Origin of the sequence: Streptomyces sp. NBC_00433 (assembly GCA_036015235.1) — a bacterium.
In the GTDB taxonomy this organism is placed as follows: Bacteria; Actinomycetota; Actinomycetes; order Streptomycetales; family Streptomycetaceae; genus Actinacidiphila.
Genome location: CP107926.1, coordinates 4119565 through 4136079 on the forward strand (window position 1 = coordinate 4119565; position 16515 = coordinate 4136079).

Below are 16515 nucleotides of genomic sequence, written 5' to 3' on the forward strand. Positions count from 1 at the left end.
ACACCATCGGGTAAGCATACGGACACAGAGGGTGCGGGGAGGGTCCTAGGACCAGGTCGGCGTATGAATGCGACCACAGCCCGATCCGCATCCTCCTACCGACCCGTAACGTGAGGAACGTGCTTCACACTTCACCAGACCGGCATCCTGGGACCACCATGGCCCAGACCGTCGACACCGATGCCTTCCGCGCCGCGATGACCCGCCTGTCCGCGGGCGTCGTCCTCATCACCGCGCACGACCCGGACGACGGGCCGCGCGGCGAGGACGTCGGCATGACCGCGACCGCCTTCATGTCCGTCTCCCTCGAACCCCCGATGGTGCTGGTGAGCGTCCGGGTCGGGTCCCGGATGGACGAGCTGCTGGAGCGGCAGCCCCGCTGGGCCGCGTCCGTGCTCAGCGAGAGCCAGCGGCATATCGCCGGGCGCTTCGCGCTGCGCGGCCGGATCAGCGACCGGCTGCTCTTCGAGGACATCTCCTACTACCGCGGCGAGCACTCGGGCGCCCCGATCCTGGGCGGCGCCCTGTCGATACTGGAGTGCGAGACCGCACAGCGCGTACCGGCGGGCGACCACACGCTCGTCGTCGCCCATGTGCTGGCCGCCCGGACCCCCAGCGCCGACGGCGGACCGCTGACGTACTTCCGCGGCCGCTACCGCTTCCTGCGCTGACGACGGCTCCGGCGGTGGCGGCCCGCGTCAGTCCCAGCCACCGCCGCCGCTGCGGCCGCGCTTGGTCTCGCCGCGCTGCTTCTTCACCCGCAGCCGCCGCTCGTTGATGCCGCGCGGGATCTTCGTCGCCCGCCGCACCTTCGGCGGCGGCGCGGTCGCCTCCGCCAGCAGCGCGGCCAGCCGGGTCAGCGCGGCCTCGCGGTTGCGCCACTGCGAGCGGTGCTCCGACGCCCGCACCGCGACCACCCCGCCGGTCAGCCGCCCTTCGAGCCGCTCCAGCGCCCGGCGCTTCCACACCGGCGGCAGCGCCTCGGTCGCGGCCAGGTCGAAGCGCAGCTCCACCTGGCTGTCTGTGGTGTTGACATGCTGGCCGCCGGGGCCCGAGGAGCGCGAGAAACGCCATTGCAGCTCCGCCTCCGGCACGGAGACGGAACCTCGGATGGTCAGTGGCCCGGACATGCCTCCATGGTCCCGCGCCGACCACCGCTTCGTCACGGGATTTACCCGGCGTGCGGAACCAGCGCATCCCCCGTCCGCGTTCAGTCGGATGAGGGTAGTTTCGACGGCAACACCCAAGACCAACACAAAAGGGGACTTCCCATGGCGGTAAGCCTGTCCAAGGGCGGCAACGTCTCGCTGACCAAAGAGGCGCCCGGACTGACGGCAGTGACGGTCGGCCTCGGCTGGGACGTCCGTACCACCACCGGCACGGACTTCGACCTCGACGCGAGCGCCATCGCGGTCAACGCGGGCGGCAAGGTCTACTCGGACGGACACTTCGTCTTCTTCAACAACAAGCAGACGCCCGACCAGACCATCGTGCACACCGGTGACAACCGCACCGGCGAGGGCGAGGGCGACGACGAGGCCATCAACGTCAACCTGGCAGGCCTGCCCGCCGACATCGAGAAGATCGTCTTCCCGGTGTCCATCTACGACGCCGAGGCCCGCAGCCAGAACTTCGGCCAGGTGCGCAACGCGTACATCCGCATCATCAACCAGGCCGGCGGCGCCGAGATCGCGCGCTACGACCTGAGCGAGGACGCCGCCACCGAGACCGCGATGGTCTTCGGCGAGCTGTACCGCAACGGGGCGGAGTGGAAATTCCGCGCGGTGGGCCAGGGCTACGCGTCCGGCCTGGTCGGCATCGCCACCGACTTCGGCGTCTCGCTCTGACCCGCTGACCCAGGTGTGACGAGCCCCGCACAGCCCGGCCGCCGGGCTGTGCGGGGGCACCGCCGGCGATCTGGCACGATCGCCGGGTGATCGACCTCGGCTACGCCCTCTCCCGCCGCTTCCCCGACCCGCCGCAGACGGACTACCGCACGGCGGACGTACGGGCGCTGCGGCACGACCTCTTCTGCGGCGACGTCTACCTCGCCGAGGGCGAGCGGGAGCTGTCCACCGCGTGGGGCTGGGTGCCGGTGCTGGACTTCGCGTGGGCGCTGTGCGACATCGCCGAGCGGCTCGACCGTGACCCGGCGGGGAGCAGGGCGGCCCGGCCGCAACACGCCGAGTTCGACTTCACCGAATCCACCGACAGGCTGCGTTTCGTACGCCGCTTCGGCTTCGTGGACGTGACCGCCGACTGGCTCCCCGACGAGCCCCCGCTGCCGGTCCGGCACGCGGAACTGCGCAGGGAGGCACGGGACTTCCTGCACGACGTGGTCGCCGACCTCACCGACATGCACGAGGGCCTGGAGGGCAATCCGGCCCTGTGGGCGCTGCTCGCCCGATTCCCCCGGGTCTGACCCGGCCACCCGGCGGTCCGGGCGCCCCGTCCGGGGCGTTACGGTCGGCTCGGGAACTCCTTCACGCTCCCGACGAGTTCCCAGACCGTAACGACCGCCTGTGCGAGGAGACCCCCGATGGCCCTGTGGGACCGCTTCAAAGAGTCCGCGAGCAATATGCAGACGCAGCTCAACGCCAAGAAGAACGACCTGAAGAGCGGTGCCTTCCGGGACGCCAGCATGGCGATGTGCGCGCTGGTGTCCGCCGCGGACGGCACCATCGACCCCGCGGAGCGGCAGCGGGTCGCGGCGCTGATCGGCACCAACGAGGTGCTGCAGAACTTCCCGGCCCTGGACCTCCAGCGCCGCTTCGAGGACTACCTGGGCAAGCTGACCGCCGACTTCGCCTTCGGCAAGGTGGCGATCCTGCAGGAGATCGCCAAGGTGCAGAAGAAGCCGACCGAGGCGCGTGCGGTGATCCAGATCGGCATCGTCATCGGCGGCGCCGACGGCGACTTCGACAAGACCGAGCAGGCCGTGGTCCGCGAGGCGTGCTACGCGGTGGGGCTCAACCCGCAGGAGTTCGACCTCTGACACCCCGCCGGTCCGCCCGGCCGGCCGCCGCACCGGTGGAAGCGCTTGCCCGGGACGCACCCGCGTCCCGGGCATCGCCGTGTGCGGGGGCGGGCAGGCCGGCGCCCGCGCACGCTATGCCCCGAAATCGGCGCACGCTCCGTCACATGCCGGTCGCACGTTGCGGATACCCGGTACCGACGGCTCCGTTAGCGGGTAATACTTGCGTGACACTCTGTGGCAGGCACGGGAACACGGGGTTCGGGGAACCTGGGGCGTTCGGGGCGCCTCCGTATCCGAGTGGCCGCCGGATCACCTATGGAGGAAGGCACATGCTTCCGGGACCGAGTGAGGAGGCGTGCGCGGGGTCAGCGAGCACGTCGGGCGGAGTCAGCACCCAGCGGGACGAGGACGCGGCGCTCGCGCTGTACGAGATGCTGCGCACCAAGGGCGGTGTCCCGAGCGGCGACCTCTTCTCGGCCGTCAGCCCGGACGACGCGCACAGCGGCCGCGGCTTTCGCCGGCTGAGCGAGCTGGGCCTCGTCCAGGTGCGCGAGGGGGTCGCCGAGGCCGTCGACCCCGACGCCGCACTGGCCAGGGCCATGGACAACTACCAGGCCAACGCGGCGGAGCAGCTGCGCAGCGGGGTGCGGCTGCAGCGGGTGACCGAGGCACTGCTCTCGGTCTACCGGCCCGCGGTGCAGCGCGAGACCAGCGAGGTCGCGGTGGAGTTCATCACCGAGCAGCGCCGCAAGCAGCGCACCCGGCTGGACCTGTCGGACGCGGCCCGCGAGACGTGCAGCTCGATGCACCCGGGGCCGATGCCGGCGATCGAGGTGCTTGAGGCCTCCCTCGAACACGACCGGACGATCATGGCCCGCGGGGTGCGCAACCGGGCGATCTACCCGATGTCGTGCCTGCACTCCCCCAAATACGCCCGCTATCTGCACGATCTGGCGGACTCCGGGGTGGAGCTGCGGCTCGTCGACCACGCGCCCTTCGACATGCTCACCTTCGACCGGGACGCCGCCGTGCTGGCCGCCGACCCCGACCACCCCACCGAGGCGGTCATCGTGATCCGCGGGGCCGCGCTGATGCGCTCCTTCCTCGCGGTCTACGAGGACTGCTGGCTGCGCGGCCTGACCCTGGCGCGGGCGTCAAGGACCAGCGCGGAGGACAGCGAGATCACCGCCCAGGAGCGGGTCATCATCCGGCTGATGGCCTCCGGCCTGAGCGACGACCAGATCGCCCGCAAGCTGGGGGTGCACCGGCGTACGGTCCAGCGGGCCATCGCCAAGCTGATGGAGCGGCTCAACGCGGCCAGCCGTTTCGAGGCCGGCCTGAAGCTGGCCAACGACGCCGAGTTCGCCAGGACCTTCGTGGTGCAGTGAGCCCCGGCGGCGCGGCCTTCGCCGGCGCCGCTCAGCGGCCTCTGACGCGGTTGCGGCCGGTCGCCGGGAGGTGGTCGGCCAGCCGGCGCAGCAGCGCGGCGATCGGCCCGGGAAGGCCGGGGAAGGTCGAGACCAGCAGGTGCACCAGGGCGAAGCCGGGTGCGGCCGAGGCCTCGCCGCGGCCGGTGCGCAGCCACGCGGAGACCGCGAGCCGGGCGACCGGCTCGGCCTCCGGGGAGCCCAGCCCGTGCAGCCGGGCTGCGGCCACCATGTAGTAGTGCGTGGCGGCCTTCCAGTCGGCGTCGAGCGCGGCGTCCTGCGCGGCGCGTACGACCGCGGCCGCGGCGGCGGGTCCCGGTCCCGCCGCGCAGACCTCGTGGGGGAGTCCCGGCGGGTCGCCCCAGCAGGGGTCGGGCGGGCATCTGCCGGGCACCGGGAGCAGGGTGCCGTCGACCAGGTTCGAGGTGCCGTCCGCGGCCACCAGGTGGGTCTCCACGCGGCCGTCGGGGTGGCCCACGGCGACCCGGGTGGGCCGACCGCTCTCGCGGGCCTGCCAGGCGGCGGCGGACCACGCCGGGTGCGTGCCGTCCACGAGGTCGCGGGCCTGCGACATGACGGTGCCCCAGGTGTGCACGGTGCCGCCGGGCAGCACGGCGACGCTCACCGGGACACCGCCGCTCCGGCCCGCGGCGGACCCGGGCGCGAACCAGTCGCCGGCCCAGTAGGACGTGGCCGGCGGGATGACGGGTACGGACACCGGCAGCAGCCACTCGGGCCCGGTGCCGCCCCGGCCGGGTAACGCGTCGCTCGCGTGCCGCCCGGCCACGTCAGCCGTCCCGCTGGGAAGCGGCCACGGCGGCGGTGCGGGCCGCGCCGGGCTGCGGACGGTGTGCGGGGCCGGCCGGCAGCGAGGCTCCCGTGCCCAGGTCGCGGCACAGGGCGTCGACCGAGGCGCGGGTGAGCGGAGGCAGCACGGTGAGCCGGGCGTGCGGGCCGTCGGTGTCCAGCCGCCAGCGGGTGCACACCGCGGCGGCCGGGCGGGGGAAGCGCAGGGTCAGCCCGTGCCCGGCGCGGGTGGTGCGGTAGCCGGCCGCGTCGAGGTGGTCGGCGGCATAGCGGGCGGTGTCGTAGCACTCGTGGACCAGCGCGCGCAGCCCGTGGTAGCCGCGGTCCCGCAGCGCCGCCCACAGCAGCGCGACGGCCAGCGGGTTGGGGGTGGAGCCGCGGCCCCTGGCGGCGCGGGTGCGGCCGGAGCCGACCAGCACCACCCCGCAGGGCACCGGCAGGCCCAGCAGGTGGTGTGCGGTCAGCGAGAGGCTGTCGGCGCCGTCCCGCAGGTCCCACGCCACCGGTTGCGGGGAGAAGGGCGCGAGCAGGCCGGTGCGGGTGGCGTCGACGTGGACGTGGACGGGGCCCGCCGGGGTGGCGGCGGCCCGTATCGCGGCCAGGTCGTCGTCGCCGTCCTCCGCCGTGTTGCCGGCGACGGTGGCCACGACGACGGCGCCGCCGGGGCGCCGCGCGGTCAGCAGCCGCAGGGCGCCGGCGTCCATGGCGCCGTTCGCGTCGGGGGGGACCTCCACGACGTCCATGCCGAGCTGCCGGGCGTGGGAGCGTGCCGAGTGGTGCGCGCCCGCGGAGACGTAGAGCGGGGCGCCTGGCAGGGCGTCGCGCCCGGCGCGCAGCCCGACCAGCAGGCCTTCCGAGCCGCCGGCCGTGACGTAGCCGCAGGTGCGGCGGCGGTCGCCGAGCGCCAGGTCGGTGCAGAAGTCGACGACGGCCCGTTCGAAGCCCAGCACGGCGGCGCCCGCGGCGGCGGGGTCGGCAGCGGCGGGCGGCACGTCCCCGTCCTCGTCGGTGTCGAGGTCGGCGAGCGCGGCCAGCATCTCGGCGTAGTCGCCGTGGTAGGAGGCGGGGAAGTCGTCGACCACCTCCGTCGCGTGCCTTTCCGCCGCGCGCAGCGCGGCGACGAGGGCGGCGAGCTGCCGCCGGGTGTCGTCCGGGCCGGCCGCGGCATAGCCGATGAGCTGGCGGGGCTCGGGCACGCCGGCCGGGCGCACGGCGCCGGGGAAGGGCGGCGGTGCCTGTGCGGGCAGTGCGGCGAGCGGCAGGTACGCCATGACGACCTCCGGGACGGCGGTGCTCCAGGTGGCGGGGGGCCGGCTGGCAGGCCGGCCCCCCGCTCACCGCCGAGGACTCCCCCCGGAACCGGGCGGAGCGGGCCGGTGCCCTCGGCGGCCCGGTCGCGGCGACTCGGGGTGCCGCGACCGGAAGCAGGGTTGGTGTCGGGCACCCGCCCCGGCGAGGTTTTCGCCGCGGTGACTACCACCAAGAGAATTCGTACCGGAGGGCAGGTGTCCACCGCTACGAACCCAAAGGTGCGTAATTCGGGCCGCGGGCCCCTGTTTTGCGGTACTTCTACGCGCCTAGCTGGCACTTCGCGTACGGGCGGGGGCGTTGTCCAAAATGGGACACGTACCAATGTGGACAGACCGATTTGGCTGTGGTGGCGCAAGTACGCCATTTCGGCCCGCTGGCGCAAACTGCCTGGTCGGTGGGGTGATCTGCGGCCCTGCCGGGCGGTCGGGGCTTTCCGCATTGCTCAAAGGACGCTCAAATCCGCAGGTCAAAGCGCGGCGCTCGGGATTGGTTGACAGTGGTCAGGCCGAACCAAGACCATCTAATGGCCAGTAATCGAACGGTGACGCGCGCGCGCATCACCTCGGCCGGATCTCGGGGGAGATGCCCATGGCACCGCATCACGGGGATTCCCCGCCACTGATCCACGGCTTCCTCCGCCAGGCTCGCAAGCACCACGCGGGCCCGGCGGACCGCGTCACCCCTCTGGCAGCGGGCAAGCGTCGCAGCGGGGTGAGTCAGCAGGACGTGGCGCAGTACATGGGCGTGTCAACCCGGCTGTACCAGGACTGGGAAGGCGGTGTCCGGCCGATCCCGCTGCATCGGCTGGACTCGCTCGCCGAGGCCCTCGGCCTCGATTCCGCCCGCCGCGACGAGCTGTGGTTCATCGCCAGCGGCGGCTTCCCCCCGCGCGGCCCGAGCCGCCCCGACCCGGACGCGGTCACCGGCTGGACGAGCTATCTGCGGGCCCTGCCCGTCCCCTCGCTGGCCGTGGACGCCGGCTGGCGCGTCGAGGAGAGCAACACCGCCTGGCAGCGCCTCTTCCTGTCGGCCGGCGAACCCGAGCCGGCCAACCTGCTGCGGTTCGTGCTCTTCAGCCCCTACGCCCGCCGGCTGTGCGGGGAGTGGGAGGACGGCTGGGCCACCTCCTACCTGCGGCAGCTGCGGCTGGAGGCGGAGACCACCCGCAGCGCCGAGCTGCGCCGGATCATCGACGAACTCCAGGACCACCCCGAACTGGCCGAGCTGTGGCGGGCGGTGGACCGGTCGAGCCGCATCACGCTGCACAACGACGGCCAGGTCCGCATCATCGTCCCGCCGGTCGGCGGCCACCCCCAGCACGTCCGCACCCTGGTCTCCTCACCGGCCCACGACCCGCGCCGCCGCATGGTGACCTTCCTGCCCACCCAGCACACCGCGGACGCCGCCTAGCGGCCCGTCCAGCACGCGCACCACGCCATCGGCGGCCCGCTGAGCGGGCCGCCGCTGCCGTGTGCCCGCGGGCGGACCGCGGCGCCGGTCCGGGATCGCGCGGCGGCCGGGTCCCGAGGGGCGGAATATTCTGTCCGCCGTCCGAGACGTAGTGGAGATGCCGCCCCGGCCTTCGCCCGGAAATGTCTTCGCCGGGCCCTCGCCGAACGCGGCGGAATTTCGCGTGATCCCGGGTAATCAAGCCCGGAAAAGCCCCCTGCCCTGTTGTCACGCGCGTCCCTAATACCTCACGGGTAACGCCGCGCGGATCCCGGCGGGAAAGGCATCCGGTCCTGGCCCGTCCGGACGCCTGCCCTGCCGCCGCCCGGCCCGCTCCCCCCGCGAGCGGCCCGGACCGGGTCCGTTGGGAGGTTGCGCGGCCACGGAGCCGCGCCCCGGGCTTCCCCGCCGCGCCGGGCAGCGGCGGTCCAGATTCCCCAGTCCTCGGGAAGAGTTCCCCTATCGATCGGGAACAGCAGAAATCTAGCCTCAGGACGTCCATCGCCGGACTTACCGACCGGTGGCCGCACCATCGATGAATCGCGCACCGCAACGGGTTTTTCTCTGTGTGAGCGGGATCAATTTCTCCCGACGCTTTCCGCGGCACCCCACAAGACGTCCCCACCGCTGCCGAACAAAGGATCGATCGATGGAACGCACGATGGTGATCGCCCCCGGCCCGACCGCGAACGGCGATCTGCACCTCGGCCACCTGGCGGGGCCGTTCCTGAGCGCCGACGTCTGCGCCAGGTACGCCAGGGCCGCGGGACGCGACGTGCTCTTCGGCACCGGCGTGCACTTCACCCAGAACTACATCGTGACCACCGCCAGGCGCCTCGGTGTGCCGCCGGAGGAGCTGCGGGTCAGGTCGGGCGCTCAGGTCGAGCGGACGCTGGAGGCGGTGGGGATCGAGCCCGACGGCTTCGTACGCTTCGACGAGCGGTACGTCACCGGGGTCCAGCACCTCTTCCGGCGGCTGTACGACGCGGACCGCCTCGCGCTGCGCTCGGTGCCGCTGCCCCATGTGGCGCGCACCGGGGACTTCCTCACCGACGCCTACGTACGCGGCACCTGCCCGGTCTGCCTGTCGGAGGGCTGCGCCGGGCTGTGCGAGGGGTGCGGGCACTGGATCGGCTCGGGCGAGCTGATCGAGCCGCGTTCGACGCTGCACCCCGACGACGAGGTGGAGCTGCGCGAGGCCCGGGTGCTGGTCCTGCCCCTTGAGGACTACCGGCCGGCGCTGACCCGCTACTTCGCGGGGCTCGCGCCCACCATGCGGCCGCGGCTCGCCCGGCTGATCGAGGAGCTGCTGTCCCGCCCGCTGCCCGACTACCCGGTCACACTGCCGATCTCCTGGGGCATCCCCGCGCCCTTCCCCGAGGTCGAGGGCCAGGTGATCTACGCCGACGCCGAGGTCATCGCCTGGAGCATGCACAGCTCGGCGCTGGCCGCCGAGGCGCGCGGCGAGGCGCCGGCCGGCGACGACGCGCTGTGGTTCGCCGAGACCGGCGCGAAGGTCGTCTACTTCTTCGGCTCCGACGCGGGCTTCGCCTTCGGGGTGGTCGGGGTCGCGATGCTGATGGCGCTGGGCGGCTACGCGCTGCCCGAGCACTTCGTGACCAACGAGTTCTACGAGCTGGACAACGACAAGTTCTCCAGCAGCCGCGGCCATGTGGTCACCGGCCGCGAGCTGGCCGCCGAGGTGCCCAGGGACCTGATCCGCTTCTACCTGGCCGCCACGGGGCCGGACTTCCAGCGCACCAACTTCACCCGCGGCGCGATGGACCAGGTGACCGCCTCCCGGCTGGTGGAGCCGTGGAACCGGGTCGCGGACAAGGCCGAGAAGTTCGCCGGCGGCGGGCCGCTGCCGGTCTCCGCCCGCTCCCGGGAGGCCGCCGCGCGGATGGCGGACCGCTTCGGCGCCTCCTACGACGCCCGCCGCTTCAGCCTGACCGGCGCCGCCTTCACGCTCACCGAGCAGCTGGGCCGGCTCGACCGGTGGGAGGTGGCCGCGGCGGACGCCGGGGACTTCTGCCACGAGGTGGACGTCTTCCTGCGCTGCGCCGCCCCGCTGCTGATCGACCTGGCCGGGCAGGCGCTGCCGGACCTGGCCATCCCCGCGTCGTCACCGGCCACCGAGGTCACGCCCCGCGCGCTGCCCCGGCTGACCGGCGCCGGTCAGTGAGCGGCAGGCCGGGCACGACGGCCGGGAGCGGCGGCGCGCGGGTGGTCGTGGTCGGAGCGGGCGTCACCGGGCTGCTGACAGCCGTGGAGTGCGTGCTCGCCGGCCACCGCGTCACCGTGCTCGACCGGGGCGCGATCCCCGACCCCGCGGCCACCTCCCACGACCAGCACCGCACCCTGCGCACCCTCGCGGTGGGCGACATCGAGGCGACCCGGCGGATGGGCGCGGCCCACCGCCGCTGGCTGGAGCTCGAACCGGTGCTCGGCCCCGGCTGCTACCGGCAGGTGGGCGTCGTCACCGCGTGGCCGCGCGAGCGCCTCGCCGAGGTCACGCGCTTCGCCGCCGCCGCTGACGTGCCGGTCGAGACCGTCGGGCCCGGCACGCTGCCGCAGCTCGGTTTCCCCGCCGGCACCGTGGGCGTACGCGAGTCGCGGGCCGGTGTGCTGCTGGCCGGCCGGGTGCTGCGGGCCGCGGCCAGGTGGCTGGCGGCCAGGCCCGCGGCGGCGCTGCGCCCGTACAGCCCTGTGGCGGCGGTCGACGCCGGCGCGGGGAAGGTCACGCTGGCCGGCGGCGAGGTCGTCGGCGGTGACGTGGTGCTGGTCGCGGCGGGCCCGTGGACCGGGGAGCTGGTCGGCCTGCCCGCGGTGCTGCACCGCCAGACCATGGTCTACCTGCGGCCCGGCCGCGGGCAGGCCCGCCGCTGGCGCCATGCGCCCGCGGTGGGCGGCCTCGGCACGGACGGGCGGGCCTGGGTGGTGCCGCCGGTCGCCGGCACGCTGCTCAAGGTCAGCTCGGACGCGGTCTGCCGGGAGGCGGCCGACACCGACGCCGGCGCCGAGGACCAGGCGCCGTGGGCGGAGCGGCTGGCGGACGCCGGGATCCTCCGCGACCCGGCCGGCTACCAGGTGGTCGCGGTCCGCGCGTGCCACTACACGACCGATACGGCCGCCGGCGGTGCCCGGCTGGCCCAGATGAGCCCCGCCGTCTGGGCGCGTACGGCCTGCGGGGGTTCCGGGTTCGCGTCGGCCCCGCTGGTCGCCGCGACGGTGGCGGCGGCGGCGAAGGAGGCTGCGATATGACCGACGAGGGCACGGTCGGCGTGTTCGACACGCTGAAGGCGACCCCGATGGCGGTGCGTTACCTGCTCGGTGGCGTACTGGTCAACCAGCTGGGCGCGTTCGTCCAGACCTTCCTGGTGCTGTACCTGACGCACCGGCACCTGTCGGTCGACGCGGCGGGCCTGTGCCTGGTCGCGTACAGCGCCGGCACCATCCTCGGCACCATGCTGGGCGGCGAGGCCACCCAGCGCTTCGGGCCGCGCTTCACCATCGTGGCCGCGATGGCCGGCTCAGGCCCGCTGGTCGCGGTGATCCCGGCGCTCAGCCGCTCGGGGCTGCTGGCGCCGCTGCTGGTCGTGGTGGCGGCGGCCGGCCTGCTGGCGCAGGCGTACCGCCCCGCCGCCTCGGTGCTGCTCAGCGACCTGATGCCGGAGCGGCAGCAGGTGATGGCCTTCTCGATGATGCGGATCGCGCTGAACACGGGGGCGGCGCTCGCGCCGCTGATCGCCGCCGGGCTGATCCTCGTCGACTGGGACGCCCTCTTCTGGCTGGACGGCGCGACCACGCTGGTCTACGCGGCCCTGGCCTTCGCGCTGCTGCCGCGGCGCGCGGTGCTCGCCGCGGCGGAGGAGAAGGCGGCAGCGGACCGCGGCCCCGAGGAAGCGGAGGCCGACGCGCCAGCGCCGATCACGGGGCGGGCCGCCTACCGGGCGATGCTGCGGGACCGGAAGTACATGTTCTACCTGACCGCGGTGCTGCTCGGCACGATCACCTACGTCCAGTCGCTCATCGCGCTGCCGCTGCAGATCAAGGCGGACGACTACCCGACCGGGCTGTACAGCGCGGTGCTCACCGTGTCGTCGCTGGTGCTGATCACCTGCGAGCTGAAGATCACCACGTACATCCTGCGGATGCCGACGCACACCGCGGTGGTGCTCGGCCACCTGGTCAACTCGCTCGGCTTCGCGGTCTACGGGCTGGCGGCGCACTCCCCCGCCTTCATCATGATCGGCGCGGTCTTCGAGGTCAGCGGGCTGATGATCGCGGGCCCGAGCATGTTCGCGCACCCGGCGACCTTCCCGGCGGCGCTCAAGGCCCGCTACATCGGCACGATGCAGGCGACCGCGGGCCTGGCGGCCGCGCTCGGGCCGCTCTTCGCGGTCTTCGTGTGGACCCGGCTCGACCACGGCTTCTGGGTGCTGTGCGCCGTGGTCAACGGTGTGGCGGGGGTGCTCGCGATGGCCGGGCTGAACCGCGGGCGCGACCCGGGCACCGCCACGGAGCAGGACGAGATCAGCCAGGGCGCGGCGGAAGAAGTCATCGGAGGAACGGCATGAACCAGCCCCAAGGTCCCGTGGTGATCGTCGGATTCGTGGGGCTCACCATCCCCTTCATCGAGGCCTTCCAGCCCGAGGGCTCGGTGGTCTACATCGAGGAGCCGGACGTCGCCCGCAAGCGGGAGGCGCACGCCAAGCTCGCCGGCGTCGGATACGCCCGCGGGCTGATCGAGTGGGAATACCACCGGCCCGGCACCGCCGACGCCTTCCACACCGCCCACCGCGACCTGGACCCGGTCGCCGTCGTCCCCGCGGTCGAATACGCGGTGCCCTTCGCCGCCCGGCTCGCCGAGCGGTACGGGCTGCCGGGCGCGAGCCTGGGCGCGGCCCTGATCCTGCGGGACAAGGCGCTGCTGCGGCAGGTCAGCGCGGCGGCCGGGATCGCCAACCCGGCGAGCGTCCGGGTGGAGAGCGCCGACGACGTACGGGACTTCCTGCGCCGCCATCCCGGTCCCGCGGTGCTCAAGCCGGCCAACCGGCAGGCGTCGCTGGGCGTCCGGGTGGTCGAGAGCCCGGCGGAGGTGGCGGCGGCCTGGACGGAGTGCCTGGTGCAGGACGAGGGCATCTTCGTCCCCGACCGGCCGATGGAAGTCGCCATGCTCGCTGAGCAGTTCGTGCGGGGCGACGAATACAGCGTCGAGATGCTCTTACGCGGCGGGCAGCCGCTCTTCACCAACGTCACGGCCAAGAAGCTCTACCCGGGCCCCTATCCGGTGGAGTCGGCGCACATCGTGCCGGCCGACATCAGCGCGGAGCTGTCCGGCCTGCTGGGCGCGCGGACCGCGCGGCTGACGGCGGCGATCGGCTTCGGGGACGGGGTGGTGCACTGCGAGTGGATCGTCTCCGACGGCATCCCGTACCTGGTGGAGTGCGCGGGCCGGATGCCCGGCGACGCCATCCTCGACCTGATCGAGACGGCCTACCCGCTGGAATTCATGCGCGCCTACTTCGCCGTACTCAAGGGCGAGCAGCCGCCCGCCGAACTGCCCGTCAGGGCCAAGTCCGGTGCGGCCGTGCGCTTCCTGGCGCCCGGCGCCGGCACGGTCGCGGCCGTCCACGGTGTCGAGGACGCCGAGCGGGCCGAGGGCGTGCTCTTCGCCAACTGCGCCGTCGCGCCCGGCACGTCCTTCACCGGGCTGCGCAACTCCTGGGACCGGGTGGGCATCGTCATGACCCGCGCCGACACCCCGGCGGAGGCGCACCGGCTGGCCGGCGCCGCGGCCGACCTGGTCCGCATCGAGATGCGGCCGCCCGGCGGGAGCCCGGCGGCGGAAAAGCCGTAGCAGCGAAAACGGATTCCCGCTGCTTCGGGAATTGTTCCCCTATGGCACGGGAATACCGACTCCCTAACCTTGAAAAGGCATCACTGACATCGAGGGGGCAATATGACTCACCGCGAGGTTGATGTTCTGGCGATTGGCGCGGGCCCGGCCAATCTGGCGCTGGCCGCGGCGATCGAGGAGTGCGGATCCGCTGAACTCGCCGAGAGCACACTGCTGCTCGAACAGGCACCCGACATCAAATGGCAACGCGATCTGCTGATGCCGTGGGCGCGCAGCCAGGTGTCCTTCCTGAAGGACCTGGTGACCCTGCGCAATCCCCGCAGCAGATTCTCGTTCCTGAGTTTCCTGCACGACCAGGGCAAGCTCGACCACTTCGTGAACCTGGGCACCTTCCACCCCTACCGGTGGGAGTTCTCCGACTACCTGCAGTGGGTGGCGACGTCGCTGGAGCGGGTACAGATCCGCTACAGCGCGCGGGCCGCGGGCATCACCCCGGAGCGCGACAGCCACGACGCCATCACCGGCTGGACGGTGACCCTCACCGACGGCGACACGATCCACTGCCGTGACCTGGTCATCGGCGGCGGCCGCGACGCCCGTGTCCCCGAGCCCTTCGGCGACCTGCCGCCCGACCGCGTCATCCACAGCTCCACCTACCGCGGCCGTATCGCGGAGATCCCCAAGGACCAGCCGATACGCGCGGTCGTCGTCGGCGGCGCGCAGAGCGCGGCGGAGATGTTCTACGCGCTGCACGAGAACCTGCCGCAGAGCCAGATCACGATGGTGGTCCGCTCCATAGGCCTGCAGAACTACCAGACCAGCAAATTCGTCAACGAGCTGTTCTTCCCCTCCTTCGTGGACGACTTCTACGACACCCCGCAGGAAGTGCGCGCCCAGGTGCTCGACGAAATGCGGTTCACGAATTACGCGGGACTCGCACCGCCTTTCCTCGACGAGCTCTACACGATGCTCTACCGGAATCGGATGCTGGGCGCGCAGCGCTCGGAAGTCCGGGCCATGACGGAGGTGACAGGCGCGCGTATCGAGGACAACGACGTCGTCCTCGACCTGCTGGACCGCAAGACCGGAAAGGAGTCGCCGCTGCGCTGCGACCTGGTCCTGCTCGGCACCGGATACGACACCCGGATGCCGGCCCTGGTGCGGGATCTGGCCGAGCACGCCGGTCTCGACAACGTCACGGTCAGCCGCAGCTACCGGGTGGACCTCGGCTCGTCCAGCCCGGGTGCGGTCTACCTCCAGGGCGTCAACGAGGCCACCCACGGCATCGCCGACTCCCTGATCAGCGTCCTGGCGCACCGCAGCCACGACATCGTCACCGACCTGCTGACCCGCCGCAGCACCGCAGAGGCGGGGGCCGTCCGATGAGCCGCCGCACTCTGCTGGTCATCGGCAGCGGCCTGAAGGTCTACCGCGAGTACCTGGTCGCGCCGATCAGCAGGCGGGCCCGCGAGGCGGGCCTGGACATGGTGCTGCTGAACAACCTCAGGCCGACGTGGCAGCAGGCCTACTTCGACGAGGTGGTCGTCACCAACGTCTTCGACACCGAGGCGATGGGCCAGGCCGCCCGCGAGGTGGCCGCCCGCCGCGACGTGGTCAGCCTGATGTGCTGGGACGAGCCGCTGGTGCTGGACGCGGGGCTGCTGGCCGCCGAGTTCGGGGTGCCGGGACTGTCCGCGCGCGGGGTGCGCGGCTGCCGCGACAAGGAGCTGACCCGGGCCGAGCTGACCGCCGCGGGCCTGCACCAGCCGGGTTTCGGGCTGACCACCACGGTTGAGGAGGCCAGGGCGGTGGCCGCCCGGATCGGCTACCCGGTGGTGCTCAAGCCGCGGGCGATGGGCGCGAGCATCGGCGTGGTCTTCGCGGCCGACGAGGCGGAGCTGGACGCCGCCTTCGATGTCGCGCTGGCGGCGAGCCGGGTCGACCCGGGCCCCTACCGGGCCAGCGCGATCGTGGAGGAGTACGCACCGGGGCCGGAGATCAGCATCGACGGCGCCGTCCACAAGGGCGAGTACCTGCCGCTGTTCGTGGCCCGCAAATACAGCAGCGACCACCCGTACTTCGAGGAGGTCGGCCACAGCGTGGACGCGGCCGACCCGCTGCTGGACGACAAGGAGCTGATCGGCACCCTGGCGCGGGCGCACCAGGCGCTCGGCATCGAGGACGGCATCACCCACAGCGAGGTGCGGCTGACCGGCCGGGGGCCGCTGATCATCGAGGTCAACGGCCGGCTCGGCGGCGACCTGATCCCCTTCCTCGGCCGGATCGCCACCGGTATCGAGCCGGGCGAGGTGCTCTTCGACGTGGCCACCGGGCAGCGCCCCGACGTCGCCCACACCCGGCGGGCGGTGGCCGGCATCAGGTTCGGCATCCCCGGCGCGGACTGCCTGCTGAAGTCCGTACGGGTGCCCGAGCCCGGCCGGGCGCCGGGCCTGGTGGCCGCCGCCCCGATGGCGGAGCCGGGCACCACGCTGCGGCTGCCGCCGGGCGGCTACCTGGCGCGGCACTCCTTCGTGGTGTGCGAGGCCGACGACGTGGACAGCTGCCAGGACCGGCTGACGGCGGCGGCGGCGCTGGTGGAGCTGGACACCGAACCGGTCGGGCCGGCCGACCCGCGGGCGCCGTTCGCGATGCCGGCCGGACTGCTGGACGTGGACGAGTGA

General features: G+C 73.0%; 15 protein-coding genes. 12 read left to right on the forward strand and 3 right to left on the reverse strand.

Going from position 1 to position 16515, the window contains the following annotated elements:
* Positions 1–158 precede the first annotated feature (158 nt).
* A complete protein-coding gene (locus OG900_17315; protein ID WUH91692.1) occupies positions 159–671 on the forward strand; it encodes a flavin reductase family protein in 513 nt (170 codons plus the stop codon).
* Positions 672–698: 27 nt separating this feature from the next.
* Here the strand turns inward: OG900_17315 and arfB are convergent, their stop codons facing one another.
* Entirely contained in the window at positions 699–1130 is a 432-nt protein-coding gene (arfB, locus tag OG900_17320) for an alternative ribosome rescue aminoacyl-tRNA hydrolase ArfB (protein WUH91693.1), read from the reverse strand.
* A gap of 141 nt (positions 1131–1271) precedes the next feature.
* Here arfB and OG900_17325 point away from each other — a divergent pair, with 141 nt between their 5' ends.
* The 4 genes from OG900_17325 to OG900_17340 all read left to right on the forward strand — a co-directional run bounded on the left by OG900_17325 (position 1272) and on the right by OG900_17340 (position 4365).
* Complete coding sequence (locus OG900_17325; GenBank protein ID WUH91694.1) at positions 1272–1847, forward strand: TerD family protein; 576 nt, start codon at positions 1272–1274, stop codon at positions 1845–1847.
* Positions 1848–1933: 86 nt separating this feature from the next.
* A complete protein-coding gene (locus OG900_17330) occupies positions 1934–2422 on the forward strand; it encodes a hypothetical protein (protein WUH91695.1) in 489 nt (162 codons plus the stop codon).
* A gap of 117 nt (positions 2423–2539) precedes the next feature.
* On the forward strand, positions 2540–2995 hold the full coding sequence (locus tag OG900_17335; GenBank protein WUH91696.1) for a tellurite resistance TerB family protein: 456 nt from the start codon (positions 2540–2542) through the stop codon (positions 2993–2995).
* A gap of 311 nt (positions 2996–3306) precedes the next feature.
* Positions 3307–4365: a helix-turn-helix transcriptional regulator gene (locus OG900_17340; protein WUH91697.1), complete on the forward strand. Its 1059-nt coding sequence runs from the start codon at positions 3307–3309 to the stop codon at positions 4363–4365.
* 31 nt (positions 4366–4396) lie between these two features.
* On the opposite strand, the gene OG900_17345 is transcribed toward OG900_17340, so the two are convergent.
* Both OG900_17345 and OG900_17350 read right to left on the reverse strand, forming a co-directional pair.
* A complete protein-coding gene (locus tag OG900_17345; GenBank protein ID WUH91698.1) occupies positions 4397–5191 on the reverse strand; it encodes a hypothetical protein in 795 nt (264 codons plus the stop codon).
* 1 nt (position 5192) lies between these two features.
* Positions 5193–6482, reverse strand: coding sequence for a pyridoxal-dependent decarboxylase (locus OG900_17350; protein ID WUH91699.1), 1290 nt, complete (start codon positions 6480–6482; stop codon positions 5193–5195).
* Positions 6483–7110: 628 nt separating this feature from the next.
* On the opposite strand from OG900_17350, the gene OG900_17355 reads away from it, so the two are divergent.
* The 7 genes from OG900_17355 (at position 7111) to OG900_17385 (ending at position 16515) form a co-directional block, all read left to right on the forward strand.
* Entirely contained in the window at positions 7111–7932 is an 822-nt protein-coding gene (locus OG900_17355) for a helix-turn-helix domain-containing protein (GenBank protein ID WUH91700.1), read from the forward strand.
* Positions 7933–8620: 688 nt separating this feature from the next.
* Positions 8621–10156 (forward strand): class I tRNA ligase family protein, encoded by a 1536-nt coding sequence (locus OG900_17360; GenBank protein ID WUH91701.1) that lies wholly within the window; start codon positions 8621–8623, stop codon positions 10154–10156.
* Positions 10153–11235 carry an FAD-dependent oxidoreductase gene (locus OG900_17365; GenBank protein ID WUH91702.1) on the forward strand — a complete coding sequence of 361 codons (1083 nt, stop codon included), beginning with the start codon at positions 10153–10155 and terminating at the stop codon, positions 11233–11235. Before OG900_17360 ends, OG900_17365 begins: the two co-directional genes overlap by 4 nt.
* Entirely contained in the window at positions 11232–12551 is a 1320-nt protein-coding gene (locus OG900_17370; protein WUH91703.1) for an MFS transporter, read from the forward strand. Before OG900_17365 ends, OG900_17370 begins: the two co-directional genes overlap by 4 nt.
* Positions 12548–13834: an ATP-grasp domain-containing protein gene (locus tag OG900_17375; protein ID WUH91704.1), complete on the forward strand. Its 1287-nt coding sequence runs from the start codon at positions 12548–12550 to the stop codon at positions 13832–13834. Before OG900_17370 ends, OG900_17375 begins: the two co-directional genes overlap by 4 nt.
* 102 nt (positions 13835–13936) lie before the next feature.
* Entirely contained in the window at positions 13937–15220 is a 1284-nt protein-coding gene (locus OG900_17380) for a SidA/IucD/PvdA family monooxygenase (protein WUH91705.1), read from the forward strand.
* A complete protein-coding gene (locus OG900_17385; GenBank protein ID WUH91706.1) occupies positions 15217–16515 on the forward strand; it encodes an ATP-grasp domain-containing protein in 1299 nt (432 codons plus the stop codon). Before OG900_17380 ends, OG900_17385 begins: the two co-directional genes overlap by 4 nt.